General features: G+C 71.7%; 22 protein-coding genes. 13 read left to right on the forward strand and 9 right to left on the reverse strand.

What is annotated here, in order from left to right:
• The first annotated feature begins 51 nt into the window (after positions 1-51).
• The 4 genes from CA12_RS10920 (at position 52) to guaA (ending at position 4,601) form a co-directional block, all read left to right on the forward strand.
• Entirely contained in the window at positions 52-1,152 is a 1,101-nt protein-coding gene (locus tag CA12_RS10920; protein ID WP_145358982.1) for a hypothetical protein, read from the forward strand.
• Positions 1,149-2,438, forward strand: coding sequence for an outer membrane protein assembly factor BamB family protein (locus CA12_RS10925; RefSeq protein ID WP_145358983.1), 1,290 nt, complete (start codon positions 1,149-1,151; stop codon positions 2,436-2,438). Before CA12_RS10920 ends, CA12_RS10925 begins: the two co-directional genes overlap by 4 nt.
• On the forward strand, positions 2,435-2,854 hold the full coding sequence (gene crcB / locus CA12_RS10930) for a fluoride efflux transporter CrcB (protein WP_145358984.1): 420 nt from the start codon (positions 2,435-2,437) through the stop codon (positions 2,852-2,854). The genes CA12_RS10925 and crcB overlap by 4 nt, the downstream gene beginning before the upstream one ends.
• Before the next feature lie 118 nt (positions 2,855-2,972).
• Positions 2,973-4,601: a glutamine-hydrolyzing GMP synthase gene (guaA, locus tag CA12_RS10935; RefSeq protein WP_145358985.1), complete on the forward strand. Its 1,629-nt coding sequence runs from the start codon at positions 2,973-2,975 to the stop codon at positions 4,599-4,601.
• A 7-nt stretch (positions 4,602-4,608) separates the two neighbouring features.
• On the opposite strand, the gene CA12_RS23230 is transcribed toward guaA, so the two are convergent.
• The 3 genes from CA12_RS23230 to surE form a co-directional block, all read right to left on the reverse strand.
• Positions 4,609-5,400: an alpha/beta fold hydrolase gene (locus CA12_RS23230; RefSeq protein ID WP_242687843.1), complete on the reverse strand. Its 792-nt coding sequence runs from the start codon at positions 5,398-5,400 to the stop codon at positions 4,609-4,611.
• A 554-nt stretch (positions 5,401-5,954) separates the two neighbouring features.
• Positions 5,955-6,539, reverse strand: coding sequence for a hypothetical protein (locus tag CA12_RS22040; protein WP_165700690.1), 585 nt, complete (start codon positions 6,537-6,539; stop codon positions 5,955-5,957).
• A 16-nt stretch (positions 6,540-6,555) separates the two neighbouring features.
• Positions 6,556-7,365, reverse strand: coding sequence for a 5'/3'-nucleotidase SurE (gene surE, locus CA12_RS10945; protein WP_145358987.1), 810 nt, complete (start codon positions 7,363-7,365; stop codon positions 6,556-6,558).
• A 564-nt stretch (positions 7,366-7,929) separates the two neighbouring features.
• On the opposite strand from surE, the gene CA12_RS10950 reads away from it, so the two are divergent.
• From CA12_RS10950 to CA12_RS22045, 3 genes are all read left to right on the forward strand, one after another.
• On the forward strand, positions 7,930-9,552 hold the full coding sequence (locus CA12_RS10950) for a hypothetical protein (protein ID WP_145358988.1): 1,623 nt from the start codon (positions 7,930-7,932) through the stop codon (positions 9,550-9,552).
• A 225-nt stretch (positions 9,553-9,777) separates the two neighbouring features.
• Complete coding sequence (locus CA12_RS10955; protein WP_145358989.1) at positions 9,778-10,755, forward strand: NAD-dependent epimerase/dehydratase family protein; 978 nt, start codon at positions 9,778-9,780, stop codon at positions 10,753-10,755.
• Complete coding sequence (locus CA12_RS22045) at positions 10,752-12,536, forward strand: 23S rRNA (pseudouridine(1915)-N(3))-methyltransferase RlmH (protein WP_165700691.1); 1,785 nt, start codon at positions 10,752-10,754, stop codon at positions 12,534-12,536. The genes CA12_RS10955 and CA12_RS22045 overlap by 4 nt, the downstream gene beginning before the upstream one ends.
• A 30-nt stretch (positions 12,537-12,566) precedes the next feature.
• Here the strand turns inward: CA12_RS22045 and CA12_RS10965 are convergent, their stop codons facing one another.
• Positions 12,567-13,580, reverse strand: coding sequence for an AAA family ATPase (locus CA12_RS10965; RefSeq protein WP_207621952.1), 1,014 nt, complete (start codon positions 13,578-13,580; stop codon positions 12,567-12,569).
• Positions 13,581-13,712: 132 nt separating this feature from the next.
• Here CA12_RS10965 and CA12_RS10970 point away from each other — a divergent pair, with 132 nt between their 5' ends.
• On the forward strand, positions 13,713-16,136 hold the full coding sequence (locus CA12_RS10970; RefSeq protein WP_165700692.1) for a DUF4159 domain-containing protein: 2,424 nt from the start codon (positions 13,713-13,715) through the stop codon (positions 16,134-16,136).
• A 35-nt stretch (positions 16,137-16,171) separates the two neighbouring features.
• Here CA12_RS10970 and CA12_RS10975 read toward each other — a convergent pair whose 3' ends face one another.
• The 3 genes from CA12_RS10975 to CA12_RS10985 are packed head-to-tail and all read right to left on the reverse strand — an operon-like array spanning position 16,172 to position 18,793.
• Positions 16,172-17,398, reverse strand: coding sequence for an NPCBM/NEW2 domain-containing protein (locus CA12_RS10975; protein ID WP_145358991.1), 1,227 nt, complete (start codon positions 17,396-17,398; stop codon positions 16,172-16,174).
• Entirely contained in the window at positions 17,395-18,414 is a 1,020-nt protein-coding gene (locus CA12_RS10980) for a prenyltransferase/squalene oxidase repeat-containing protein (RefSeq protein ID WP_145358992.1), read from the reverse strand. The genes CA12_RS10975 and CA12_RS10980 overlap by 4 nt, the downstream gene beginning before the upstream one ends.
• Positions 18,415-18,448: 34 nt before the next feature.
• Positions 18,449-18,793, reverse strand: coding sequence for a hypothetical protein (locus tag CA12_RS10985; protein WP_145358993.1), 345 nt, complete (start codon positions 18,791-18,793; stop codon positions 18,449-18,451).
• A 120-nt stretch (positions 18,794-18,913) separates the two neighbouring features.
• Here CA12_RS10985 and purQ point away from each other — a divergent pair, with 120 nt between their 5' ends.
• Positions 18,914-19,714, forward strand: coding sequence for a phosphoribosylformylglycinamidine synthase I (gene purQ / locus CA12_RS10990; protein ID WP_242687844.1), 801 nt, complete (start codon positions 18,914-18,916; stop codon positions 19,712-19,714).
• A 21-nt stretch (positions 19,715-19,735) separates the two neighbouring features.
• On the opposite strand, the gene CA12_RS10995 is transcribed toward purQ, so the two are convergent.
• Complete coding sequence (locus CA12_RS10995) at positions 19,736-20,320, reverse strand: hypothetical protein (RefSeq protein ID WP_145358995.1); 585 nt, start codon at positions 20,318-20,320, stop codon at positions 19,736-19,738.
• A gap of 226 nt (positions 20,321-20,546) precedes the next feature.
• Here CA12_RS10995 and CA12_RS11000 point away from each other — a divergent pair, with 226 nt between their 5' ends.
• The 4 genes from CA12_RS11000 to CA12_RS23000 all read left to right on the forward strand — a co-directional run bounded on the left by CA12_RS11000 (position 20,547) and on the right by CA12_RS23000 (position 25,451).
• Entirely contained in the window at positions 20,547-21,737 is a 1,191-nt protein-coding gene (locus CA12_RS11000) for a YihY/virulence factor BrkB family protein (RefSeq protein ID WP_165700693.1), read from the forward strand.
• A gap of 995 nt (positions 21,738-22,732) precedes the next feature.
• Positions 22,733-23,335, forward strand: a complete 603-nt coding sequence (locus CA12_RS11005) for an RNA polymerase sigma factor (RefSeq protein ID WP_242687845.1) — start codon at positions 22,733-22,735, stop codon at positions 23,333-23,335.
• A gap of 110 nt (positions 23,336-23,445) precedes the next feature.
• Complete coding sequence (locus CA12_RS11010) at positions 23,446-24,402, forward strand: endonuclease/exonuclease/phosphatase family protein (RefSeq protein ID WP_145358997.1); 957 nt, start codon at positions 23,446-23,448, stop codon at positions 24,400-24,402.
• Between the two features lie 176 nt (positions 24,403-24,578).
• On the forward strand, positions 24,579-25,451 hold the full coding sequence (locus tag CA12_RS23000) for a transposase (protein ID WP_145358868.1): 873 nt from the start codon (positions 24,579-24,581) through the stop codon (positions 25,449-25,451).
• A gap of 41 nt (positions 25,452-25,492) precedes the next feature.
• Here the strand turns inward: CA12_RS23000 and CA12_RS11020 are convergent, their stop codons facing one another.
• Complete coding sequence (locus tag CA12_RS11020; protein WP_165700694.1) at positions 25,493-26,272, reverse strand: polyprenol monophosphomannose synthase; 780 nt, start codon at positions 26,270-26,272, stop codon at positions 25,493-25,495.
• Positions 26,273-26,365 lie beyond the last annotated feature (93 nt).

A 26,365-nucleotide genomic window follows, 5' to 3' on the forward strand; every position in this document is an offset into this window, starting at 1 on the left:
ACCGGCTCAACCGGTCCAGCCCGTTTCCGCGGCTGCGTCGTCTGGGCGGTTTTGGCCGGTTTGGCAGCGGGCGTCGGTCCGGCGTTTGCAGGGTTTGAGGAGGACCTCGCCGCCGTCGTCACCGTGGGGCCGAAGGGGGAGGGGAGCGTCGAAGCGGCTGAGGCCCTGCGCCGGTTGTCGGACGCTCCGGCGGACCGCCTGCCGGCGCTGTTCGCCGCGTTCGCCGACGCCGGGCCGGTCGGGCGGAACCTGCTCGCCGGGGCGGTGCAGGCGATTGCCGACGACCTGCCCCCCGCCGAACTGGCGCCGGCGCTGATCGCCCTGCTGACCGTAGAGAACCCGCACCCGGAGGCCGCCGCCCTGGCGTTCGGTCTGCTCCGCGAGCGGGCGCCGGAGGCGGCCGACCGTTACCTCGCCGATCGCGGTCTGGGCAGCGCCGCCCCGCCCGTCCGCCGGGCCGCCGTCGCCGCGGCGTTGGCGAAACTGGGCGAGAACCCGGAGCCCGCGGGCCTGAGAAATCTGCTGGACGCCGCCCTCGACCGCGATCAGGTGGAAACGCTCGCCAAGCGGCTGGCCGACGCCGGGGAGCCGGTCGACCTCAAGCGGCAGTTCGGCTTCCTGACGAACTGGCAGCTGGTCGGGCCGTTCGACCACCGCGACGGCGTCGGCTGGGACCGCACCCTCCCGCCGGAGGAGACCCCCGGCCGCTTCGATCCGGATGCGACCTTCCCCTCGAAGCACCCGGAGGCCGGCGGCACAGTGACCTGGCAGCCGCTGACGACCGACGAGGACTTCGGCAGGCTCGACATCGCTGGCGACCTGACCAACTGGAAGGGCTCCGCGGTGATGCTGGCCCGGGAGTATCAGGCCCCCGTGGCCGGTCCGGTGACGTTTCGCCTCGGCACGCCCAACGCCTTCAAGCTGTACCTCAACGGCGAACTGGTCTTCGCCCGGGCGGAGTACCACCGCGGCACGAAGATGGATCAATACGTAATCCCCGCCGAGGTGCGGGCCGGCCGCAACCTGTTGATGGTCAAACTGCTCCAGAACGAACAGGACCAAAGCTGGGCCCAGAGCTACCAGATGCAGTTCCGCGTCACCGACCCCACGGGCGCCGCGCTCCGCGAACCCCAACCCGCCGCCGCTGAATGACCCCGCTCCTGCTTCTGGCCGCCCTCGCCGCCGGCCCCGCGGACGGCGCCGCCGACGACGCCTGGCGGGGCTTCCTCGGACCGGGCAGTCGGTCCGCCGCGACGGCCGCCGTGCCGACGACCTTCGACGGCGCCGGCGGAACGAACGTCGCCTGGGCCGCCGAGTTGCCCGGAGGGGGGTTCAGCGGGCCGGCGGTCGCCGCGGGGCGTGTCTACGTCACCGCCGACAGCGGCTTCAATTCGGACGTGCTGCACGTCCTCGCCTTTGACGACGCAACCGGCGCCAAACTCTGGGACCGCCGCTTTCAGGCGACCGGCCGCACCGGCACCTACGAACCGGACATGCGCGTCGCCACCGGGACCCCCGCCACCGACGGCGAGTTCGTCTTCGCCCAGTTCAGCAGCAACGACGTCGTCTGCCTGACCGCCGACGGCGACACCCTGTGGTACCGCGGGCTCACCGCCGACTACCCGAACGTCTCGAACAGCCTCGGGATGAGTTCCTCCCCGCTGTTGGCGACCGCCGCAGACGGCACGCGGACGTTGATCGTGATGGCGGAGAACGACGCGGAGAGCAAGCTGTTCGGCCTCGACCCGGCCACCGGCGAATCGCGGTGGGTCCTTGATCGGCCGAACCAGGCGAACTGGGGCAGCCCGGTCCTGCTCCCGGCCGGCTCCGCCTTCCGCAACGACGGCGATCTGGCCCTCTGCCAGGGCAGCTACGGCCTGCAGGCGCTCGACCCGGGGACCGGCGAAATCGTCTGGGAGTGGGGCGACGGGGCCAGCACCGTCGTCTCGCCGAACGTGGCCCTCGGACCGGACGGCGACGGCCGCATCCTCGTGGTCTCGGACGGCATCGCCGCCCTGGAACCGGTCGTCGGCTCCGACGCCGTGAAGGTCGCCTGGCAGAACAGTCGGCTGCGGCCCAGCTACGCCTCCCCGGTGGTGGTGCGTTCGCCCGCCGGCCCGCTGGTGGCGACGCTCACGCAGGGCGGCATCCTCTCCGTCGCGGATCTGGCGACCGGAGAAGAGGTCGGCAAGGCCCGCCTCAGCGGGAAGTACTGGGCGACGCCCGTCGCCGTCGGCGTCGGCGAGAACCTCCGCCTGTTCTGCCCGAACTCCGAAGGGGAGGTGGCGGTCGTCGGCTTCGACGCGGAGGGCTCGCCGGAGATTCTCGCCGCCAACAAACTGGGCGAGGACGGCATGTGGGCCAGCCCCGCGGCGGCCAGCGGGGCGGTCTATTTCCGCTCCGACGCGACGCTGTGGAAGATCGCCGGGTCCAAATGACGGCCCCGCCCGCCGATCCGGAGGCGACGCCGCTCGCCCTGCTGATCGTCGCGGTCGCCGTCGGCGGGGCCGCGGGGGCGGTCTGCCGCTTTCTGGTCAGCCGGGCGGCGGCGGAGCGGTTCCCGGTGCACCCCTGGCTGGGCACGCTGGCGGTGAACCTGGCGGGGTGCTTCCTGATCGGGCTGGCGATGTACGCCGCGGCGGAGCGGGGCCGTCTCTCGCCGGCGACGCGGGGGTTGATCGTTACCGGGTTCCTTGGCGGGCTGACGACCTTCTCCACCTTCGGGCAGGAGGCGGTCTCCCTGGTGCGGGGCGAGCGGCTGCCGATCGCCCTGCTGCACGTCGGGGCGAACGTGCTGGGCGGGCTCGCGCTGGTTTGGGCGGGGCGACGGGTCGGAACGATCTTGCTGGGGTGAGGGCGGCCGCGTCGGCGGGAGCGGCGATCCCGCCCTACAGATCGCGGGAGACCGCGTTACACTCCCGGATTCCCCGCCGCCGACCCGGTCGGGCTCCACGTCTTTTTCAGATCGGTCGATGTCCAGTTCCGTCTCCCCCGCTCCCCCCGGTTCGGGGCTCGATCCGCTCGCCCCGGCGCTCTCCCCGTCGGGGGACGGAGCGGCCGGCGAAGATCGCGTGCTGGTGTTCGATTTCGGCTCGCAGACCGCCCAACTGATCGCCCGGCGGGTCCGCGAACAGAACGTGTTCTGCGAGATCGTCCGCCCGGACCTGCCCGCCGACCGCGTGCGGGAATTGAATCCGCGGGGGCTGATCCTCTCCGGCGGCCCGGCCAGCGTATACGCCGAGGGCGCCCCCCAGCCGGACCCGGAGATCTTCGACCTCGGCGTGCCGGTGCTGGGCATCTGCTACGGCATGCAGGTGCTCGCCCGGGCGATGGGCTGCGAGGTGAAGCCCGGCGCCGACCGCGAGTTCGGCCGCACCACGCTGCGGGTCGCGGCACCCTCCGACCCGCTGCTGGACGGCCTGCCCAGTGAATCGACCGTCTGGATGAGCCACGGCGACCAGGTGGAGGGCCTCAGCGAAGCGTTCGCCCCGCTGGCGACGACCGGCACCTGCCCCGCCGCCGCGGTGAAGCACCGCGATCGGCCGGTTTACGGACTGCAGTTCCACCCGGAAGTCACCCACACCGAGCACGGCGGCCGGCTGCTGGCGAACTTCGTCACCGGCGTGTGCGGCTGCCGGGGGACGTGGGAAATCGGTCGACTTATTGATCAGGAGATCGCCGGCGTCCGCGAGACGGTCGGCGACGCTCGGGTCATCTGCGGCTTGAGCGGGGGCGTGGACTCCTCCGTCGTCGCGGCGCTGCTGTATCAGGCGATCGGCGATCAACTTTCCTGCATCTTCGTCGACAACGGCCTGCTGCGCGAGGGCGAGGCGGAGCAGGTCCGCACGGAGTTCGGCGACCACTTCAAAACCGACCTGCACGTCTGCGACGCCCGCAGTCAGTTTTTGAACGCCCTCGCCGGCGTCTCCGACCCGCAGCAGAAGCGCAAGATTATCGGTCGGGAGTTTATCGACGCCTTCAAACGGGAGGCGGTCAGCATTCCCAACGCCCGGTTCCTCGCCCAGGGGACGCTGTACCCGGACGTGATCGAAAGCGGCGCCAACCCGGACGGCCCCGCGGCGACGATTAAATCGCACCACAACGTCGGCGGGCTGCCGGAGGAGTTGGGGTTTGAGTTAATCGAGCCGCTCCGCAACCTGTTCAAGGACGAGGTGCGGGCGATGGGGGTAGAATTAGGCTTGCCGGAGGACCTCGTCTGGCGGCATCCGTTCCCCGGCCCCGGGCTGGCGGTGCGGTGCCTGGGCGAGGTCACGGCGGAGAAGCTCGTCACGCTGCGGGCCGCGGACGCGATCGTGATTGACGAATTGCGGAAGGCTGGCCTGTACCGGGACGTGCGGCAGGCCTTCGCGGTGCTGTTGCCGGTGCAGTCCGTCGGCGTGATGGGCGACGGCCGCACCTACGAAGACACGATCTGCGTGCGGGCGGTCAAGACGGACGATTATATGACCGCCGACTGGTACCCCCTCCCGCACGAGGTGCTCGGCCGGATCGCCACGCGGGTGATTAACAGCGTCCGCGGCGTGAACCGGGTCGTCTACGACGTGAGCAGCAAGCCGCCGGCGACGATCGAGTGGGAGTGAGCGGCCCTCAGCGGGGGGCGGGAGCCGGCGGCGGAACGTCGCTGCGATCCGCCGCAGGCGCCCCCGCCGGCGGGGCGCCCCACCCATCATGTAGCGCGTGGAAGATCGCCGCGGTTCGGGCGGGAGCTTCCGTGTGCGGGTAATGCTCGACGCCGCACATCCTCACCACCGGCGCGTGGGGGACGACTTCAGAGAACCGGCGGGCGATCGTGTCCCCGGAGACCTTATCTTCCGCCCCATACACGTACGCCAGCGGGCAACGGGCGTGGGCGAGGGCGGCGGTCCAACGCCTTTCGAATTGTTTCCGTTCGTCGAGGTATTGAATGATGCCGTGCAGCACCCTTTGCCCCCGGTTGTAATTGAGGATGGCCCACATGCCGTCCAGGTCCACGGCTCCCGCCTTCGCGGCCTGACCCATAAAGCTTTTTGTGATGCATTTGAAGGCCGGCTCGCAGGTCAGGGCCCCCACCGGAACGCCCAGGGGCGAGTCAAATAGATAATGGATCGGCGTGAGGCACTGGGCCTGGATGAACAACCCGCCGTTGAGGAACGTCACGGATTCCAGGCACAGCGAGGACCGACCTTCGTTCTGGCGGGCCAATAATTCCTGCGTGACGGTGCCCCCGTAGTCGTGGGCCAGCACGTGCGCCCGATCGACGCCGAGGGCGGTCGTGAAACGCTCCAGTATGTTCGCCTGCTCGAGGACGGAATAATCGTACGGGAACGGCTTGTCCGAGAATCCGGAGCCCAGCAGGTCGACGGCGATCACGTCGAAGCGGGCCGTGAGCGCCGGCCACATTTCGGCGTAGTCGTAGGAGGACGTGGGAAACCCGTGGATGACCAACAACGTCGGCCCGCGGCCCTCGCGCCGGAAGAAAATCGGACGGCCCCGATCGTTGAAGAACTGTCCGCCGGCCAGCCACGCCGCCGCCTTCGGGGGTAGGCAACCTCCGCTGCGGCCGTTCCCGCAGGCGCCGCCCCTTGCCGTGTCGCACCCCGATTCGCACGATGCGGTCGAGACGCGACCGTCACCCGCCCCATGGGAGTCCGCCGGTGCGACGCTGACCGAGGGGGGGCTCCCGGACGCGCGGTCGAAGACCGGCATTGGCGCCGCCGGCGGCGCCCCGACCGCGGTCCCGGCGGCGAGGAGGCAACCTGCCGTGCAGACGCAGCGGACGACGACGCACAGCATCCCTCCGGTCGCGGTCCGGGGCGCGGAGGACGTTTGGGGGGTGTGACGTCGCATAACGGCGGCCATCGACGGATTCGCGGGACCGATCCCACACGGTCCGCCCGCACCCTCAGAATCGTTGCCACCGCACGCCGGCCGGTCCGCCGCGGCGGTCCGTCGGCTCAGTCTTCCTTTTGAGGAAGCAGCCGGTCGCCGTCCATGTCGAGCGAGCCGCCCTCGTCCGGGATGCCGCCGACGACGTCCAGCACCACGACGGCGCCGCGGGTTTCGTCGTACCCGTAGCGCTGCGACAGCCGCGGCATCGGCATCGCGTACTGCTTGTTCTTCTGCAGGAAGCCGGTGAACTGCTCGTAGGTCGGGTATTTGCCGTTGAGGGCGTATTCGCCGTTGACCCATTGCTGCATCGGGTACTGCCCGGCGAACCCGGTGACGCTGCCGAGGGCGTTCAGCGGACCGGAGATCGGGTCGGTGTAGCCGGCGCCCCCGTCGCCCAGCGGGGGGCCCTCGCCGATCTTATCCTGGGCGATGGTGTGGGTGCCGGCGGCGATCACCGCGGGGGCGTCCAGCACCTCGATCGTTTTGCGGCCGACGATGCCGGTCTTTTGCTCCGGCTCCGGGGCGGGGGCCTCGTGTTTATTGAGGGCCGCGTCGACCTCCGGGGGGATCTCGTCCTTCTTCTTGCACCCGGCGGAGGCCGCGAGTCCTGCCGTCAGACACAGGATGAGGAGCGTGCGGGCGGCGGGCATGGCGGCGGGGCCGGGGTCAGTCGAGGGGCAGGTCGAGGTCCCGCAACGCAGCGAAGCCGGCGGGTTCGGTCAGATCGTACCGCAGCGGCGTCAGGGCCGCGTAGCCGGCGGCGACGGCGCCGGCGTCGGTGTCCGGGGCGGGATCGCCGGCGGTCGCGGGGTCCATGCCGGTCCAGTAGTAGGGGCGGCCCTCCGGGCTGTCGCGGCGTTCCAGCAGATCGCCGCGGCGGGTCGGGCTGCACCGCACCGCCTTGAGGCCCCGCGGGGCGACGGCGGGGAGGTTCAGGTTCCATAACGCCGCCCCCTCGGTCGGGCGCTCGCGGCCGGCTTCGTAGAGGCGGGCGGCGACGTCGACGGCGTACTCGGCCAGCGGGGCCCAGTCGTCGGGGTCGCGGCTCACGCAGCTGACGGCGACGCTCGTCACGCCGTGGAAGGCCGCTTCGATCGCCCCGGCCACGGTGCCGGAGTACAGCACCCCGTGCCCCACGTTCGCCCCGAGGTTGATCCCCGAGAGCGTCAGGTCCGGCCGCGTGCCCCGCAGTTGCCGGCCGAGTTCCAGCACGCCCAACTTGGCGCAGTCCGCCGGGCTGCCGTGCACGGCGTAGCCGTAGTGGTAGCGCTCGCCCGGCTGGCCGTCGCGGGATTCCCGGCGGCGGTGCACCTCCTCATACATGAGGGGGTGACGGTAAGTGATGGTCAGGCCCACGCCGCTCTGTTCGACGGCGGGGGCGACGACGGTGACCTCGCCCAGCTTGGCCGCGGCGGTCGCCAGGGCGGTCAGGCCGGGGGAGTGGATCCCGTCGTCGTTCACGACTAAGACGTGCACGGGCGGTTCGGTCGCTGCGGGCGGGACGGATCGGGCGGGCTCGCACGGGTCGGCCGGGAGCGCCGGGGGTGCGGGTCGGACGGAGTGTGGGCGGGCGGGGGGAGGCTGTCGAGGGGAGCGGGCTGGGGAAGGCCCCGCGTGAGGGGACGGCCGGCGCCGGTTCTGCGGACGCGCGCCAAAACGCCACGTTCGACGTCCCCTCAGCGGCGCAGCTTGCCCATCCGGCCGACCTTCCGCGTGCGAAGTTTTCGTCGGGATCCGCGTCCGCGTCGGGGTTCTTCTGAACCCTGACGGGGGACGCGTTTTCCCTTTGCGAACCCCCCCGCGCCCACAGGATACTGTGCCTACGACAGGACGCGGCCGACCCGCCCCGCTCAGGAGGAGCACGGCGCCCCACGACGGGACGCCGGCTGGGATGGAACAGAGTCGGCCTCGCACAGACGCGGCGTCCGGGGAGGTGAGCGATCGCAACGTGCGTTTCGTCGGGGTCGGTCCCGCCGGGAAACGTCGGTTCGATCGCGGCAACTGCCCTCCTCCAGTGAACCCGCTCCCCCAGAGAGTCATATGAACGCTCGGACCCTCGCCGCCGCCGCCGCTGCGGCCGCCCTTTCCCTTGTGCCCGCCCCCGCGCATGCGGGGCTGTGCGGCCTGATGAGCTTCGGTTGCTGCCCGCAGGCGGCGCCGCCGCCGGCCTGCTACACGGCCAACCGCGTCGAACGCACCACCGCCTACCGGACCATCTACGACACCGTCGTGGAACGGGAGGTCTGCTACGTGCCGCAGCAGGTCACGGAGAACGTCTTCGAGACGGAAACCCGCACCGCCACCCGGGTCGTGTTCGAACCGCAGGTGCGTGAGGAGACCTACACCGTCCGCCGCCCGGTCTTCGAAACCTCCCAGCGGGAGCAGACCTACACCGTGATGCGGCCGGTGACGGAGACCGTTGTGCACGAGCAGCCCTACACCGTGATGCGGCCCGTCACGGAGACCCGCACCCGCGAAGTGCGGCGGGTCGTGATGAAGCCGGTGACGGAAACGGTGATTCAGGAGATCCCGCGGACCACCTACCGCAACGTCACCGAAACCCGCGTTTCGGAGCAGTGTTACACGGTGATGCGGCCGGTCACGACCTACCGGACGGTCACCCACACGGTGCCGCGGTTCCGCATGGCCCACTACCAGGTTCCGCTTCCCCCGAAGCTCGGCTTCGTGCCGCCGGATCCGTGCGATCCCTGCTGTTTTCCGCGGCTGGCGTTCCGTCCGCACTGCATGACCGTCTGCAAGCCGGTGTACGCCCCGCAGGTCTGCGAGCGTCAGGTGCCCTGCACCACGATGGTGCCGCAGGTCGTGCGTCGTCAGGTGCCCTACACGATCTGCCGCCGCGTCCCGGAGACGACGGTGCAGCGGATCCCCGTCACCACCTGCCGGATGGTGCGGGAAGAAGTCTGTGAGCAGGTCCCCTACACCTGCACGCGGATGGTGCGTGAGGAACGCGTCGCCCGCCGTCCGGTCACCACCACCCGGATGGTGACAGAGGAACGCACCCGTCAGGTGCCGGTGCAGGTCTGCCGGATGGTCGAGGAGCCGCGGACCCGCCAGGTGCAGTACTGCGTGCGGAAGGAAGTGCCCTACGAGTACCAGGTGCAGGTCTGCCGCCCGGTCTGCCGGACCGTGCAGCGGCCGGTCACCCGGCTGGTGCAGAAGTGCGTGGCCCGTCAGGTGCCCTACGAGGTCTGCCGGGTTGTGCCGACGCAGGTTTGCCCGAACGACTGCCCGACCGGGGACTGCGGCGGCTCGTCGATCACCGGCCCGCTGTCGCCCCAGCCGGACTACGGCGTCCCGTCCAGCCAGAGCTACGGCGGCGGCTATCAGGATCCGCTGCCGCCGGCCGGCATGAACAGCCCGGACGCCTTCGACGCCGCCGACCCCAACGGCAGCTTCCAGGGCGACTTCGACGACTTCGGTACCTCCAACTACGGCTCCTACGGCGCGACCTACGGCAGCCCCTACGGGGACTCCTACGGCAGCACGAGCGGCTCCTTCAGCTCCGAGGGCCTCGATCTGGCCCCGGGCGAAGTCATCACCGGCTACGGCCCGCTGCGGCGGGTCGACCCGGCGGACCTGGACGCCGGCGCCGCGGACGACCTGAACGAAGATTTGGAGCCCGTCCCGTCCCAGGAAGACTGAGGCGGGAGAACTGAGACCGCGTTGAGCCAACGCCGGGCGCTCTCCGGAGCGCCCGCCGACATCGCCGAGCGATCGGCAACACGTCTGCGCCGTGAGGTGCGGGTTCCGGCAGCGCCGGGGGATTGCGATCCCCCGGCGTTGTTCGTTTGATGGGCGGACGGTTCCCCTCCGCGGTCCGCCGCCGGGCGGTCCGCCCCCGTTCGTTCCCCCCGTCGAAGTCTCGCCGTGTCCCGCTGTCTCGTCACCGGCGGCGCGGGGTTCATCGGTTCGCACCTGACGGAGCGGTTGCTCAGCGACGGGCACGAGGTCGTCGTGCTGGACGACCTGAGCACCGGCCGCAAAGGCAATCTCAGCGCGGTCAAAGACCACCCGGCGCTGCGGCTGATCCGGGCCTCGATCACCGATCCGCAGGCCGTCACGGAGGCCACGGCCGGCACGGAGGTGATCTATCACCTCGCCGCCGCAGTGGGGGTGAAGCTGGTCGCCGACGACCCGGCCCGCACGATCGAGACGAACATCCAGCCCACCGAAACCCTGCTGCGGGCCGCCGCCGCCGGCGGGCAGCGGTTCTTCCTCGCCAGCACCTCCGAGGTCTACGGCAAGAACCCCAAGGAGCGCTGGACGGAGGAGGACGACCTCGTGTTCGGCCCCACCGCCCGCCCCCGCTGGGCCTACGGGTGCAGCAAGGCGATCGACGAGTTCCTCGCGCTGGCCTACTGCCAGAAGTACGGCTTCCCGGTGATCATCGGCCGGTTCTTCAACGTCGTCGGGCCGCGGCAGGTGGGGGCCTACGGCATGGTCATCCCCCGCTTCGTGCGGGCCGCCCTCGACGGGGAGCCGTTGCAGGTCTACGACGACGGCTCCCAGGAACGCTGCTTCGCCCACGTCGGCGAGGTGGTCGACCACGTCGTCCGCCTGATCAATCATCCCGGCGCCTCCGGCCGCGTCTGGAACCTCGGGGCGGACGAACCCGTCACGATGCGGGAGCTGGCCGAGACGGTGGTCGAACTGACGGGCAGTTCCTCGGCGATCGAGTTCGTCCCCTACGAAAAGACCTACGGCTCGAACTTCGAGGATATCCAACGCCGCGTGCCGGACACCTCGGCGCTGGAGGGGCTGCTGGGCACGGCGCCGTCGATGCCGCTGCGGGAGATTCTCGCCGACGTGATCGCGCACGCCCGGGCGAACCGGACGGGCCGGTGACCCCCCTGGCGACCCCCGCGGCGCCGGCGCCCTCCGGCCAGTCGGCGCCCGTTCCGGCGGCGCCCGTTCCGGCGCCGGCGGACGAGGGCCCCTCGGACGCGCACGTGCTGATGCTCGCCGCCAAGCCCGGCGAGCGGTTGTTCCGCGTGCTGGAGAGCCCGAACCCGCTTCGCCCGCTGCTGGCCGCCCTCGCGGTGCTGCCTGCGGTGCTGGCGTCGCCCCGCTGCCGGCTGGATCGGGTCGACCCGGACTGGGGCGTCGCCTGCCTGGAAGCGTTGAACGGCGACTCCCTGACGGACGTCGGCCCGGCCGCGTGGCTGACGGGACGGTTGCTGGCGGTCTCCGGCACGGAAGGGCCGGTGCCGTATTTCGCGCTCAGTTGGGCGGGCGCGACGTTGCTCGTCTGGGCGGTCTGGCAGCTGACGGCCGCCGCCGCGGGAGCCCGCCCGGCGGCGTTCGCCGCCTTGCTGATCGCCGCCAATCCGGTGACGGCCGCGGCGGCCGCCTCCGCCCCGCCGACGGTCGCCGGCGCCGCCCTCGCCGTGATCGCCGCCTGGCTGTGGGTGCGGGCGAGCCGGCGGGGCAGTCCCGCCGTCGCCGCCCTCGCCGGCGCCGCCGCCGGGGCCGGGGCGCTGCTGGCCGGCTGGTTCACGGCCCTGACGCCCGCGGCGGTCGCCGCGGCGGACTTCCTCCTCGCCCTGCTCCCGGCCCGGGGGGACGAACCGCGGGAACCGGATCGCGGGTGGGAGCGGTCGACCCGGTCCGGCCGAGCCGCGGCGGCGGACCGCCCGGCGGAAACGCTGGGCCGCCTGGGAATGTTCTTCGCCGGGTTCGGCGTCACGGCGGTGTCGGCACTCGCGTTCGGCCCCTCGCCCGCCTGGGAGGCCGCGGGGCTCTCCTCGCAGGGCGTCTGGTTGCTGGCCGGGCTCGCCGTGACGGGCTTGGCGGCGGCGCTCGCCGGACGGCGCTGGATGGCGCCCGCGGCGCGGCGCGTCGTCCTCGGACTGGCCGGCGCCGCGACGGTTCTGGGGGCGGCGGCCTGGACCCCGCGGCTCGACGGGGGCGGGGCGGACGTCGGCGTGCTGGCCGTCTTGATCGCCGCGACCGTCGCCGCGGCCGTCGGCCTGGAGGGCGCCTGTCGCCCCGCCGTCAGCGCCCGGGGGGTCGCGGCGCTGACGCTCCTGCCGGTCCTCGTGCTGCTGAGCGGCTGGATCTGGAGCGAGGAACCCTGGGAAACTGCCGTGCGGGCCGTCGTCGCCCTCGGCGCGACGATCGGCCTGTGGGGACTGTGGGAGGTCGTCGCCTACCGCTGGCCGCGGACCGTGCGGGACCGCCGGCTGCTGATCGTCGCCGTCGTCGCGCTCGCCGCGACCGGGCTGAAGTGGTCGGTGCGGGGGACGAACCCGTCCGCCGGCCGCGGCACGCGGCAACTCGTCGCCGCCCTGGCGGAGCGGCCGGAGACCCGCATCTTCGTCCTCGCCGAGCAGGCCGATCAGCAGGCGGCGAAGTTTCTGTTCTCCGCCGCGGCCCCCGGCCGACTGGTGTTCGTCCTCGATCCCCGGGGCCCCCGCGTCGCCGACCTGCTCAACGACGCTCTTGCCGTGGAGCCCAGCCCGTTGGTGGCGGTGGTCGGCGGCGGCCCGGCGGCCCGGCTGAACGCCCTGCGGCCCGCCGGCGCCGCCCCCCCGGCGCCCGTCGGCGTGCTCCTCGGCGGCGACGGGGTGAAAAAGGAGGTCCGCCTGCTCGTGCTCCCCTCGAACCCCCGCGCCGAGCCCGGTTAGCCGCTCTCTTCAAGAGAGCGGCTAACCGGGTCACTCGTACTTCGCGATCTCCGGCTCCGGCACCTCGGCGACGAGGCGTTCGACCACGTTGACGCTGTCCACCCCCTCGGCCTGGGCCTGAAAGTTCGTGCTGAGGCGGTGCCGCAGCACCGGCACGGCGACGCGGCGAATGTCGTCCAGCGTGACGCTCGGCCGGCCGTCCATCGCCGCGATCGCCTTCCCGCCCTGAATCAGGTACTGCCCGGCCCGCGGACCGGCGCCCCAGTCGACGAGGTCCTTCACGAACCCCGGGCTGCGGTCGTCCCCCGGCCGCGTGGCCCGCACCAGCCGGGCGACGTACTGGATCGTGCGGGGCGTCGCCTCGATCTGGGCGATCTGCTTTTGCAGGTAGACGATCGACTTGGCGCTGAGCACCTTCCGCACCTCCTCTCGCACGCCCCCGGTCGTTGCGGCGAGGATGCGCTCCTCCTCGTCCAGGCTCGGGTAGTCCACCTTCACGTTGAACATAAACCGGTCGAGCTGAGCCTCGGGCAGCGGGTAGGTGCCCTCCTGTTCGATCGGGTTCTGGGTCGCGATCACGAAGAACGGGTCCGGCAGGTCGTAGGTCTTCTGGCCGGCGGAGACCTCCTTTTCCTGCATCGCCTGGAGCAGCGCCGCCTGGGTTTTGGGCGGCGTCCGGTTGATCTCGTCCGCCAGCAGCACGTTCGTGAACACCGGGCCGTGCACGAAGCGGAACTCCCGGCGGCCGTGCTCGTCCTCGTCCAGCACGTTGGTGCCGGTGATGTCCGAGGGCATCAGGTCCGGGGTGAACTGGATCCGCTTGAAGTTGACGTCCAGCACGCGGGCCAGCGTGGAGACCAGCAGGGTTTTCGCCAGCCCCGGCACGCCCACCAGCAGGCAGTGCCCGCCGGTGAACACTGCGGCGAGCAGTTGTTCGATCACCTCGTCCTGCCCGATGACCACCTTGTGCAGCTCCTCCCGCACCAGGCCGTAGTGCGATTTGAACTTGGTGAGGAACTCGTCGAAGTCGCGCTGGTCGGACACGGGGCGGACGTCGCTGGGGGCGTTCGGGACGGGGCGATTCGTCGATCGGCCGGGGTTCTTGCGAAGAAACCGGGCTGGGCGGCGAAGCGGGGGCGCCGGATGATACGCCCCCCGCCCCAAGGACGCCCCCCGATGCGATTGTCGCCCCCCCCGCGAACTTGCCGTCCGCTTGCCGCGGCACTGGTTCTCTGCACGCTGCTGGCGCCGTCGCTCACCCCGTCCGCCGTTGCCCAGGACCTGTCCAGCGAGGAGGTGAAACGCTCGATTGACCGCGGCGTCGCCGCCCTCGCCAAGCTGCAACGGGCGAACGGGTCTTGGGATTCGCCGGGCGTGAGCCACATCCCCGGCTCGACGGCCCTGTGCGTGCTGGCCCTGTTGAACAGCGGGGAGCCCGTCGATTCCCCCCCGGTGGCCGCCGGGCTGAAGTACCTCCGCGATCTGCCGACCGGGGAGATCGTCGGCGGCGGCACCTACGACACCTCGCTGGCCCTGATGGCCTTCGCCGCCGCCAAGGAGCCCCGCCGCGACAGCGCCCGCATGCAATCCCTCACCCGGGCACTGGAGGACGGCCGGGTGAAGGAGGGCCGGAACCGCGGCGGCTGGGGCTACGGCCTGCCGAGCGTCGGCGGCAGTGCGGACCGCTCCAACAGTCAATACGCCGTCCTGGGCCTCCGGGACGCCGCCTACGCCGGCGTCCCGGTCCAGCGGCAGACCTGGGAAGACATCGCCAACTACTGGGTCGGCCCGAACGCCCAAAACCGCGACGGCGGCTACACCTACACCGGCGCCGGCGGCGGGGCGCGGGGCTCCATGACCGTCGCCGGCATCGCCACCCTCAGCATTCTCAAATCGATGCTGCGGCAAGACGAATTGAACCCCGACGGTACGCCGAATTGTTGCGGCGAAAACGACGCGGAGCGCGAACTGGAGCGGTCCGTCGAGGCCGCCTCCGACTGGCTGACCCGCTACTTCGCCGTCTCCCGCAACCCCCAATATAACTCGCACACGCTCTATTACCTCTACGGCCTGGAGCGGGCCGGCCGACTGGCCGGCCGGCGCTTCTTCGGGGAGCACGACTGGTACCGCGAGGGCGCCGCGTGGCTGCTCCGCAATCAAAACCCCCGCACCGGCGGCTGGGTCGGCAACGGCTTCGGCGAAACGAACGAGATCGTCGGGACCGCCTTTTCCCTGCTGTTTTTAGCGAAGGGATTGAGCCCCGTCCTGATGAATAAACTGAAATACGACGACGGACAGGCCGGGGACGACGCCTGGCAGACGCACCCCGCCGACGCCCGCAACCTCACCTTTCACGTCAGCGGCCTGCCCAAGTGGCCGAAGCTGGTCACATGGCAGGTGCTCGACCTGCAAAAGGCCGTCGCCGCCGGGGACCTCGCCGGCGCCCTGCAGGGGCCGGTCACGCTCATCACCGGTCGGGACGCTCCGCAGTTCAGCCCGGTGGAAGTGAAATTCCTGCGGGACTACGTCGACGCCGGCGGGTTCCTGCTGGGGGTGGCGACCTGCGACGGCGGGGATTTCCGCGCCGGTTTTGAACGGCTCGTCGCCCAGATGTATCCGGAGGACGCGCCGAAGTTGGACCGCCTTACGGAGGAGCACCCCGTGTTCCGCAGCGAATATCTGCTGAACGCGGACGTCGTGGAGCTGTACGGGGCGGACCTCGGCTGCCGCACGCCGATAATGTTCAGCCCGGTCGACCTGAGTTGTTACTGGGATCTGTGGACGCCCTACGATCTGCCGGACCGCGATCCGCAGTTGCTCACGCAGATCACCCAGAAGGTCAATACGGGCGTGAATATCCTCGCCTACGCCACCGGCCGGGAGCCGCCTGATAAATTGGAGGCGAAGGACCCGGTCGCCGAAGTCGGCGCCCGGGACGCCGTGGAACGCGGCCTGTTGCAGGTCGCCAAGTTGCGGCACGAGGGGGAATGGGACGCCGCCCCTAGGGCGCTACGGAACCTGCTCCTGGCCCTCAACCGCACCGCCGGCGTCGCGGCCAGCACCAAGGTGAAGTCGCTGACGCCGGGCGATATGAACGTGTTCCGCTATCCCGTGCTGTATATGCACGGCCGCGGGGCGTTCTCCCTGGGCCAGGCGGAGCGGGAGCGGTTGCGCACCTATCTGGAGAACGGCGGCGTGTTGTTTGCGGACGCCTGCTGCGGCTCCGAGCCGTTCGACCGGGCGATGCGGGAGTTGATGGGCGAACTCTTCCCGGAGTCCCCGCTGACCCGCATCCCGCCGGATCACGAATTGTTCTCGGAGCAAATCGGGTTCGATCTCTCCCGCGTCCGCCGCCGCGTGCCCGCGGCCGTCGGGGCGGGGGCGTTGGATGCGGACGTTGTCGTCGGGGAGCCGTTTCTCGAGGGCGTGACCGTCAACGGGCAGCTTGCAGTGATCTATAGTAAGTACGACATCAGTTGCGCCCTGGAACGGCAAACGACCGCCGCCTGTGCGGGGTATCTGCCCGAGGACGCTTTGAAGATCGGGATTAATGCGCTGCGGTACGCGCTGCTCCGCGACCCCGTCGCGCCGGAGCAGTAGCGTTCTGGACGCAGAGGCCCCGCGGGGCCTCTGCGTTACGGTTCGTCGCTCTGAATGACGAACCGGGGGGCGATCCAGAACGCTTCGTCTTGGACGCCGCCCAGCGCGCCCGGGGCGATGGTCAGGGCGACGCGTTCCGCATTCGTCACGTCGATGCGAAGCGGGACGAGTTTCCCCGTCCGCAGGCCGGAGCGCTCCTGCCGCGTCGTGCCGTCGACCGCGATCTGTACGTCGCACTCCGCCAGTTCGCCGGCGGCGGCGGTCAGGGCGAAGCCGACGTCGAACGCCGCGGCGTCGGGCGGGACGGGGAACGTCAGCGTCGTGCCGGACCAGACGCCCCAGCCGCGGGGCCGCGGGCGGTCGGCGGCGACGGCACGGCGGCCGGTGACGGTGCGATCCCGAACCGGCGGCGGGCTGCCGGCCGGGCCGGGGGCGAAGGTTGCGGCCGGTTCCCCGGCCTCCCGCACCCTCGGCGAAACGACCGAGATCCGCCGCACCGCGTCCGCCGCGATCGGGACTTCAATCCCGGCCGGGGTGACGGCGGTTCCGCCGGTTTCGTCGAGGGTCAGTGCCGCGGCGGTCAGGTGAGAGCCGTCCGCGAGCAGGAGGGTGAGGAACGAGTCCGGGGTCTTCGGCGGGGTTTGCAGGTCCGGGGAGAGCGAGAGTCCGGCCAACTCGGCCCGGGGCAGGGTGAGTTCCCCCGCGGCGGTCCGCAGACGGACGGTCGCCGTGTCGAAGCCGAGCAGTTCGCCCCCGGTCCGCCCGCCGGCCCGGAGCAGCGCCAGATCGTCCGCCCCGCGGTCGCGGAGCAGGGTGAGCCGGTGCGGCTTCGTCAGGGCTCCAGTTTCGAACCCGCCGCCGGGGAACCGCACGCCCCGCACGCGGTCGGCGGGCAGGGAGAGCGCCGTGCCGTCTGGGCGCTCCAAGCCGATCGCGTCGCCGTCGAAGGCCGTCGCCGTGCCGAACAGGCGGTCGCCGCCGGTCAGTTCGACCCAGCCGCGTTCGCCGTCGGGTTCCAAGTCGGCAGCGACGGGGCCGGCGACGGTCGCGTCCAGAACCTCGCCCCACGGCCACGAGCGGTCGTCGAGGCGGAGCGTCGCGCCTTCCACCCGCAACCGGCTGCCGGCCGCCTGGGCGCCGTTGGCGAGGCGAATCGTTACCGGGTCGTAGAACGTCGCTCCGACCGCCATGGTCCCCGCGAAACCGCACGCGGTTGCGGCGGCGCTGAGGAACGTTCGGCGGGGGAGGGGCGGCGGGGTCATCGCCGGTAAATCGGCAGGAGGCGGGCCGGGACGCGGAGGGCGAGGACGGACATCGCGGTGGCGTATTCGTCGGAGATCAGGCTGCTGCGCCAGAAGACGCCGGGGGCGTCGGGGATCGCGGTGCGGACCAGTTCGTCCCGCATGGGGGGGAACCAGGCGGCCCAGGTGTCGCCGCCGGCCTGCCAGGCGGCCCGGGTGGCGTAGAACCGGCCGTAGTGCGGATAGGCCCCGCCGCCGCGCAGAGGACGTTGGGAGAGGAGGTAGCGGAGGCCGTCGGCGATCTCCGCCTCGACGGCCGGGTCGTTCAATCCGGCGGTCCGCAGGGCGCTGACGGCGGCGGCGCTGCGGGCGAAGCGGCTGCCCTCCCGACGGTCGGCCTGATAGAAGAAGCCGCCGTCCGCCGGGTTCCGACAGCTGCGCACATAGGCGACCGCCGCCGGGACCACGCCGCCGGGCACGGGGATGCCGGCGTCTTTGGCGCTGCGGAGGGCGGCGATCTGGCAGACCGTCACGCTGATGTCCGCGTCGGCGGAGGTCGGCACGTAGCGCCAGCCGCCGGCGGCGTTCTGGCTGTCCGTGATGCGGCGCACGGCCCGGACGAGAGCGGCCCGGGCGGCGTCGGGATCGAACTGCGGTTCGGTCAATTCGCCGAGGATCTCGCAGAGGTACAGCGTGGCGAAGCCGTGCCCGTACATGGAGCCGTCGGGCGGGGTGTCCGGGGAGTCCGCGGCGAAGAACAGGCCGTCCGGCTGCTGGGAGTCGAGCAAAAAGCGGGCGGCGGCGGCGGCGTTTTCGGCGTGGGGGCCGCCGGTGGGCACGCTGCCGCCGCTGGCCCAGGCGAGGCCGCACAGGGCCGTCACCCCGACGTTCCGCCGGTAGCGGCGGCCGGAGCCGATCGAGCCGTCCGGCCGCTGTCGCAGGGCGAGCCAGCGGGCGCCGGCGTCGGCGGCGGCGACGCTCTGCGGGGTGGTCAGCCGCGGGGGGAGGTCGTCGGCGCTCGCCCCGGCCGGGTTCATGCCGACAAGAACGAGCGCCGCGACGACGAGTCGGCTACTGAACGACGTTCGGGTACAGCCCGGCGGGGCCGGGGAACATGTCGAGCGGACCCTGCCCGGCCGGCGGGGCGGGCGCCCGGCGGTTCTGCAGCAGGGTGCGGGTGTCGTCACGGCCGGTCTGAAAGTCCGTCGGGCGGGTGAAGGTGTCCGGCCCCATGTCCTCGTCCGCGTACGGATCGAAGCGTTCCTGGCTCGGGCCCTCAATGTACGGCGGCGGGAGCGGTCCGGGCGTCGGCAACCGCGTGGCGAACGGATTGCAGCCCAGCGTCGCCCCGCACAGCGCGCAGCCCAGGGCGGCGATCAGGGGGCGGGCAGAGATGGGAAATCGACGTCCGTGCACGGGGGGCCGCCTCCTCGCGGCGGGCGAACTTTAGGCGAACTGCTACATTGTCGAAAGATCGACCCGATTCGGTCCCAGGCCCCTTCGCTCCCCGCTTTGTTCCGGCGTATGTCCCCCCGCGTGTTGATCGTTCGAGCTCCCGGCACGAACTGCGACGAAGAAACGGCCCGCGCCTTCGAGACCGCCGGCGCCACCGCCGATCGGCTCCACCTGTTTCGGGTGTTGGAGGAGCCGGACCTGCTGGACCGCTACCAGATTTTCTGCGTGCCCGGCGGGTTCAGCTACGGCGACGACATCGGCAGCGGCGTGATCTTCTCCCGCCACCTCAACGGTCCGCTGGGCGAGGGCCTGGGACGGTTCCTGAACGCCGACAAACTGATCCTGGGCATCTGCAACGGATTTCAGGTCCTGCTGAAATCCGGCCTGCTGCCCGGCGGCGGCGGGACTTGGGGGCGGCAGAACGAACCCGCCGCCACCCTCACCTGGAACGAATCCGGCCGGTACGACTGCCGGTGGGTGCGGCTGCGGGTCGACCGCCCGGACCACGCCTTCCTGCGGGGCATGACCGACGTGGAGATGCCGATCGCCCACGCCGAGGGCCGCATCGCCGTCTCCGACCCCGCCGTGCTGGACGAGTGGGTGAAGAACGGCCACGTCGCCCTGCGGTACGCCCCGCGGAAAGGGGAGCTGCCGCCGGGCGGACCGACGGCGGACGTCACGCTGGCCGCCCCGGACAACCCGAACGGCTCCTTCGCGGACATCGCCGGCCTGTCGGACGCCTCCGGCAAGGTGCTCGGCCTGATGCCCCACCCGGAGCGGTTCCAATACGCCCACCAGCATCCCCGCTGGACCCGGCTGGGACTGTCCGGCGAGGGGGCCGGGATGAAGCTGTTCCGCAACGCCGTCGAGTGGTTCGACTGAGCGTTCAGCGCTCGGGAGCGTTCAGTTGACGGGGCCTTCGCCGATGCCGTCCGGCCCGACGGGCGGCAGGCCGGGGGGCTGGACGGCCTCGTTCAGTTCCGGAACGTCAATCGAGGCCGGCAGCGGCATCGGGGCGGCGAGGGGGCTGGGCGCCGGGGCGGCGGGCGCCTGCATCCCCGGGCGGGCGGCCCCGCGGCGGTCGTCGAAGCGGTTCGCGTGGCCGGGGAACTGGTCGTAGCGGGCCGGCATCGGGGCGTGGACGTGCGTCGTGACCATCCGCGGCGGATGTTTCCGGCAACCCGCCGACAGGCCGGGGAAGGAGCAGAACGCCACCACCGGCGGCGTGTACGGGTCGCGGCGGCAGTCGCACTCCCGCACGCCGAGCAAATCGCACAGGCAGCCGTGCGTTCCGCAGAAATCGGTCCCGTAGCAGGCCGGCTTGGCGAAGCCGGCGTAGGCCCGGCCGGTGGTCGAATCGACGTACCCCGGCTTCAGGACGCAGCCGCTGCCCAGCAGGCCCGCCGCCGCGAACAGCAGCGGGAGACAGCGGAGGCCGGGGCGGCGGAGGCCGAAACGGCGGAGGGCGATCGGGGGGGCGGGAAGCATCGGGACCTCGAAGCGCGGACGTTTCCCCTATCGACCGCCGCGACGCGTCGATCCCGCACGGCCGGCGCCGCCCGTACAGCTTACCAACCGCCCGCGCGTCCGGATGGGGGCCGTTCCGAACCGGCGGGCCTTCGGGCGGGCCGACCGCTCCGCGGGATCGAGCCGATCGCGGCCGTCCCGTTACCATCCCGACGCCCTCGTTCGACGCGTCTCCCTCCCGGCTCCCGTGCCCGCGACCCCGGCTCCGCCCGCCAAACTGCTCAAACCCTCCGGGGAGGGGCCGTCGGACGATTACCGCCGGGTCACGTTCCGGCAGATGTGGAACCTCGGCGGGCTCACGCTGTGGGAGTGCGGCAATCGGGCGGTCGCCGGCTACCGGGAGCACAAGCTGGAGCACCGGGCGGTCTACTTCGCCTTCTACGCGCTGTTCTCCCTGGCGCCGGCACTGATCGTCGCCGTCAGCACCATCGTGCTGACGACCAGCGACGAAGTCGGCCGCAACTTGTTGGAAGGGCTACGGACCACCGTTTCCGAAAGCCTGCCCGGCGACGCCAGCATGCTGGTCAACACGCTGATCAGCGCCGAGGCCGCCGCCTTGCGGGAGAACACGAACGTCTATCTGGTCGGCTTCGGCTGGGTGTTCCTCGCCTACTCCGGCCGCGTGGCGCTGCTGACCGTTTCCAGCGGGCTGGACGCGGCCTACGGCGTGGACAAGCGCCGGCACTTCTGGCACCGCAACGCGATCGCGGTCGGCATCATCATGCTGACGGTGTTCTCCCTGCTGGCGCTCAGCGTGGTGTTGCAGTTCGCCACGGACGAATTGCTGATGCGGCTCGGCGGGAGCGAGCGCTTCACCTGGGCCCGGACCGTCGCGATCTACGGCTTCAAGTGGGTCTTCGCGATCGCCTTCCTGCTGGCGGCGGTGAGCCTCGTGTACACATTCGTGCCGAGTTGCCGGCTGCGGTGGACGCCGCTCTCCCCCGGCGGGGCGCTGTTCGCGGCGACGTTCCTCGTCTCCACCCAGGCGTTCCGCCTCTACATCCAGACCTTCGGCCGGTACAGCGACACCTACGGCGTGCTGGCCGGCGTCGTCGTCCTGATGACCTGGCTGTGGCTGACCGGCACGCTGCTGCTGTTCGGCGGGCAGGTGAACAGCGTGATCCACCGGCACGTCCTGGCCGAGCTGTTCCAGAAGGACCGCGAGGCCAGCCGGGCCGCCCGCAAGTACCCGCCGATCGGGGCGATCTCCGACCCCACCCCGGAGGAGGTGGACGAGGAGATCAGGCACGACGAGGCGGAGGCGAAAGAGAGCGACGCGCGGGAGAAGGAAGCGCGGGAGCACGCGGCGGAGGGGGGCGAGTCCGACGAGCGGGTCGGCGCCGTCAAGGCGACCGCAAAGACCGGCGCCGCCCCCTGAGCTGGGCCGCGGACGGTGCCGGCGCAGCTTCCCTCCCGGCGTGAGCGAACGGAGGGGGCGGGGGAGCAATCCGAAAACTTTTCCGGAATCCGGTGAACCTTTCGAACCTCGGCGGCGTCTCCTGGGTAGAACCCCGGCCGACGTCCCGCCGCCCCGCTCATCCCGGATCGGTTAGGATGTGGTCTGCGTTCGCTCCGCCCGGCGTGTGCCGGGTCGGATTTCGTCCTCGGTTACCCCCGTTCGTTCTCCCCCTCTGGTCTGCGGACACTGTCCGCGGGAGGCCCCGATGCTGTTCCGCCACCACGACGCCGCCGCCCACACGAACGCCCTGAACGGGCTGTTCGATGCGGACGCCGTCGTGATTGGCGGACGCGGCCTCTCCATTGCGGAACCGCGCAAACAGCGCGAACCGCAACCGGCCGCGAGCCTCTCGCAACCAGGCTGTCCTGTCCCGGGCAGCCCCGTCGTCGGCGTATCCCCGACGACGACCGCGAGAACGGTCTCCGCCGTCGCGATGCCGATGCCCAGCCCCCAAACCGCCTCTGGGCGGTATAGCGGCCCCGCCGCACGGGTCTGGGCGTCGTGGGTGGTCAGTCCGGCCGTTTCGGCCTGACGTCGGAGCCGCGGCCTTTCGCCGCCCTCCGCACCGCCCGCCCGCTGCCGCCCCCGCCGGGCGACCCGCGTTCGTTTCGTGTCTGAAACGTCGCCGGTCGCACCGAGTTGGGGTCGCTCCACATGTTCGCCCCTGTGCGGTCGCATGTTGAGCCGGGCCGTCGCCCCCGCTGCCAGAGCTCGCTGAGAACCCCCTCGCCGCGGCTGCGCCAATCGCGCGGCCGATCCCGGCCCGGCTGTGCCCTCCGCACCGCCCGGCCCGGACGCCTTCTCGCACGGCGACCCCCCGAACGGCGACGCCCGATTCCTCCCCCCGCCGGTTCCCGATTGGGAAACGCGGGGCCGGTCGGCCGTCGAACGCCCCGCTCGAAAGGAGCGAACCGATGGACACGCTTTTCAGCAACGGCGCCCGGGCCGCCCGGGACGCCGGCAACATGGAGCCGGAGCGGCTCGTGCTGCTGGTCCGGGCCTCCCAGGCCGGCGACCGGGCCGCCTTCGGCGAACTCGCCGCCCACTTCGAGCCGACCGTTTTCGCCGTCGCACTGCGCCGGTTGCGGAACCGCTCCGAGGCCGCCGAGGTCACCCAGGACGTGCTGATGCGGGCGATGCGGAAGATCGGTCAGCTGGAAGAGCCCGAGCGGTTCGCCGGCTGGCTGAAGCAGGTCGCCGTCCGCATGAGCATCAACCGGGCCGTGCGGCGTCCCAAGGAGGCCGTCTGCGCCCCCGAGACCTTCGGCGGCGAGGCGACCGGCGGGGAGACCGCCCTCGACTCGCTGCTGCGGGGCGAGGCCGCGGCCCTCGTGCGGGGTTCGCTGGATCGGCTGAAGGAGCTCGACCGGCGGACGCTGACGGCGTTCTACTTCGAGGGGCGGTCCCTGAAGGAGATCGGCGAGGAGTTCGCCTGCCCCGTCGGCACCGTGAAGCGGCGGCTGCACACCGCCCGCGGTCGGTTGAAGGCGGAGCTGGCCTCCGTCATGTCCGCCTGAGTTGCTGAGCCCCGCTTGGGGGCCCAATTGAGAGTCCGCCGCCCGCCGGAGAGCCCGCTCCCCGGCGGGCGGCTTCGTGCGCGGGCGGCAGTTCGTCTACCTTCCCGGCCATGGACGCCCCTTCCCCCGCACCCGCCGCGACGCGCTCAAGTGGGCGAACCGCGACGACGCTGTTACTGGGAGCGGTGCTGGGGGCGGGGGCCGTGCTAGTGGCCGGTTGGATCGACCGGGCACCGGCGAACCCGCACGACACCCCGGCGTTCGTCGGCGCCCCGCTGCGGGGGACGGCGGCGGGGGAAACGACGGCGGGGGCCGCGTCCGAGTCCGCGGGCACGTTTCGGCTGGTGGCCTGGAACGCCCACGGCCTCCGCGGAGCCGACGGCGACTACAACCCGGCGCTGACTGTGCAGTGGTTGCTGGCCTCTCGATTCGACCTCGCCCTCCTCCAAGAGGTGCCCGGGCCCGCCGACGGCGCCGCCGAGGGACCGGCGTCCGGCATGCTCGGCCGGTTCACCGGTTCCTCCGCCGCATTCGTCGGGACGGAGCGCCGGTTCGGGGAGGAGCACACCGGCAACGCGGTCCTCTCCACTCTCCCGACCGGACCGGTGCACCGCATTCCGCTGCCGGACACCCGCGGCAAAGCGTTCCGCACCATGGTCCTCACGACCGTGTTCGTGCCGACCGAGCAGAATCCGGCGGGCGAAGCCGTCCGCGTGCTGAACGTCCATTTAACGAAGCCGAACCTCGAACGGGGCCAGATCGAACGGGCGATCGACCTGTTCCTCGCGCTGGAGACGCCCTGCGTATTGGCCGGCGACTTCAATCAGCCGATCGACGCCCCGGCGCTAACCGGGCTGCTGGCCGTGGACGGGGTGACGGACGCCCTGGCCGCCCTCGACCCGGACGAAGTGCTGGCCTCGCTGCCGGTGGACAAGGAGAAAGTCGACCACATCTTCGTCCGCGGCCTGACCGTTGGCGAGGCGGCGGTGGTTCCCACCAAGGCCAGCGATCACCCGCTGTTCCGGGTCGATCTGCGGTTGCCGCGGGCGGCTCCCCCGACCCCGTGAGAGCGCCGCAGGATCTCGCGTGAGCCCGGAGCGCAAGCTCCGGCCGTGCGTCGGCTGACGGCCGGAGCTTGCTAGGAAATTGCAACTAGCGGCGCAACGTCTTGCGCAAAAACGAGTTGGGCCTCACGGTAGCGGGTGTTCCACCATCCGCCCCGATCCCCCAGCGGGAGACCGCCGTGAGGCACCAACTCTGGACCGCGATCGTCGCCGAACTGGCCCGCCTGCACAACGGCCGGCCCGGCCGCGGGCAGCGGTTCAGCGACCGCCGGATCCTCGAGGTCTACTTCTTCGCCGTCGTCCGGAAGCTGCCGGTCCGCCACGCCTGCGACGCCCGCAACTGGCCGGTCTGGCTGCGGGGACGCCCGCTGCCCAGCCCCGCGGCGATGAGCCGCCGGATGCGGTCGCGGTCCGTCCGGGAGTTGCTGGCCGCCCTGGACCAGGCGGTCGTCCGCCCGCCGGCCGGGCGGGGCGACGGCGGCCTGGCCCACTGGATCGACAGCACGCCCCTGCCGATCGGCCCGACCTCGACCGACCGGCACGCCGCCTTCGGACACGCCGGCGGGACGAAGGCCAACGGCTACCGGCTGCACCTGTTTTTGCGAGGCGACGGGTCGGTCGCCGACTGGCGGCTGACGCCGATGAACCGCGACGAGCGGGTCATGGCCCGGCGGATGATCCGTTCGGCGAAGGCGACCGGCTACCTGGTCGGCGACGGGAACTTCGACGTCAACGCCCTGCACGGCGAGTGCGAGGTCCGGGGCGATCTGCGGCTGATCGCCCCCAAACGCAAAGGCGGCTTCGGCCGCCGCAAACACCGCCGGGGCCGCTACGAAAGCGCGGCGCTGCTGGCGGAGCCGCGGGGGCCGTTCGCGGCCGCGTTGATGACCGGCCGGATCGCGGTCGAGCGGTTCTTCGGGACGCTCAAGTCCGCCGGCACGGGCCTGATCGGCTTGCCGCCGTGGGTGCGGACGATGCCGCGGGTCCGGCCGTTCGTGATCACGCACCTGATCCTCGACGCCCTCCGCCGACGGGGCGCGGTTGCCGCTTGATGCAATTTCCTATTGCGCTCCGGGCTCTCGGTCTTGAACCGCTACGCCGCGGCCCGGGTCGCGTTGAAGGCGTACAGCTTGCCGAGGTGCCGCAGGTAGGCGAGTTGTTGGCCGAGCGTCAGCTTGCTCGAGCCGCGGGTGCGGTCGCGGAAGGTGATCGGCACCTCCGCGACCCGGCGGGCGCCGCTTTTCACCAGCAGTTCGAGTCCGATCTTGTATCCCACCGGGTCCAGCGGGCCGCAGGCGGCGAAGGTCTCCCGGCGGAGGGCGAAGAACCCGGCCAGCGGGTCGGCGGCGTTCGTCAGCCCGCGCGCCAAACGGGTCGCCACCTTGGAGTTCCACTGCCGGAACCGGCCCCAGCCGGCGTCGATCTGCCCGCCGGGGACGTAGCGGCTGCCGATCGCGAAGTCGGCTCCGCCGCGGTCGTCGGCGCCCATCACCGCGGCGACCAGCGCCGGCAGGGCCTCGGGGGGGTGGGAGAGGTCGGCGTCCATCACGACCAGCACGTCGCCGCGGCCCTCGGAAAGCCCCCGCAGCGCCGCGGTGGCGAGGCCGCGCTCGTGCCGGCGGAGGATCAGGCGGACGGGATGCGTCTTCGCCAGTTCGGCGCACAGGGCCTCGGTGCCGTCGCGGCTGTCGTCGTCGACGATCAGCGCCTCGGCGGACAGGCCGGCGGCGTCGGTCGCGGCGAACAGGCGGGCGATCAGTTCCGGCAGGTTCTCCGCTTCCCGATAGGTCGGGATGACGACGGAGACGTCCGGGCGTTCGGGCTGCCCCTCCGTCGGGGGGACGTACAGATGCGGGACGAAGGCAGACGACACGGGCGGCGACCGGGCGAGGCGGAACAGCTTCGCGGGCGTAGGAAAACCGGCCGTGCCCGGTCAATGCGGGGGCGTCACAAGCGTCCCGGACCC

The organism is Alienimonas californiensis (assembly GCF_007743815.1).
GTDB classification, from domain to species: domain Bacteria; phylum Planctomycetota; class Planctomycetia; order Planctomycetales; family Planctomycetaceae; genus Alienimonas; species Alienimonas californiensis.

Excerpts from the sequence above, each read along its gene's own strand:
- CA12_RS10925 (WP_145358983.1), top strand. The coding sequence starts at position 1,149 with ATGACCCCGCTCCTGCTTCTGGCCGCCCTCGCCGCCGGCCCCGCGGAC.
- crcB (WP_145358984.1), top strand. The coding sequence starts at position 2,435 with ATGACGGCCCCGCCCGCCGATCCGGAGGCGACGCCGCTCGCCCTGCTG.
- guaA (WP_145358985.1), top strand. The coding sequence starts at position 2,973 with ATGTCCAGTTCCGTCTCCCCCGCTCCCCCCGGTTCGGGGCTCGATCCG.
- CA12_RS23230 (WP_242687843.1), bottom strand. The coding sequence starts at position 5,400 with ATGTGGCCGGCGCTCACGGCCCGCTTCGACGTGATCGCCGTCGACCTG.
- CA12_RS22040 (WP_165700690.1), bottom strand. The coding sequence starts at position 6,539 with ATGCCCGCCGCCCGCACGCTCCTCATCCTGTGTCTGACGGCAGGACTC.
- CA12_RS10950 (WP_145358988.1), top strand. The coding sequence starts at position 7,930 with ATGAACGCTCGGACCCTCGCCGCCGCCGCCGCTGCGGCCGCCCTTTCC.
- CA12_RS10970 (WP_165700692.1), top strand. The coding sequence starts at position 13,713 with ATGCGATTGTCGCCCCCCCCGCGAACTTGCCGTCCGCTTGCCGCGGCA.
- CA12_RS10975 (WP_145358991.1), bottom strand. The coding sequence starts at position 17,398 with ATGACCCCGCCGCCCCTCCCCCGCCGAACGTTCCTCAGCGCCGCCGCA.
- CA12_RS10980 (WP_145358992.1), bottom strand. The coding sequence starts at position 18,414 with ATGAACCCGGCCGGGGCGAGCGCCGACGACCTCCCCCCGCGGCTGACC.
- CA12_RS10995 (WP_145358995.1), bottom strand. The coding sequence starts at position 20,320 with ATGCTTCCCGCCCCCCCGATCGCCCTCCGCCGTTTCGGCCTCCGCCGC.
- CA12_RS11005 (WP_242687845.1), top strand. The coding sequence starts at position 22,733 with ATGGACACGCTTTTCAGCAACGGCGCCCGGGCCGCCCGGGACGCCGGC.
- CA12_RS11010 (WP_145358997.1), top strand. The coding sequence starts at position 23,446 with ATGGACGCCCCTTCCCCCGCACCCGCCGCGACGCGCTCAAGTGGGCGA.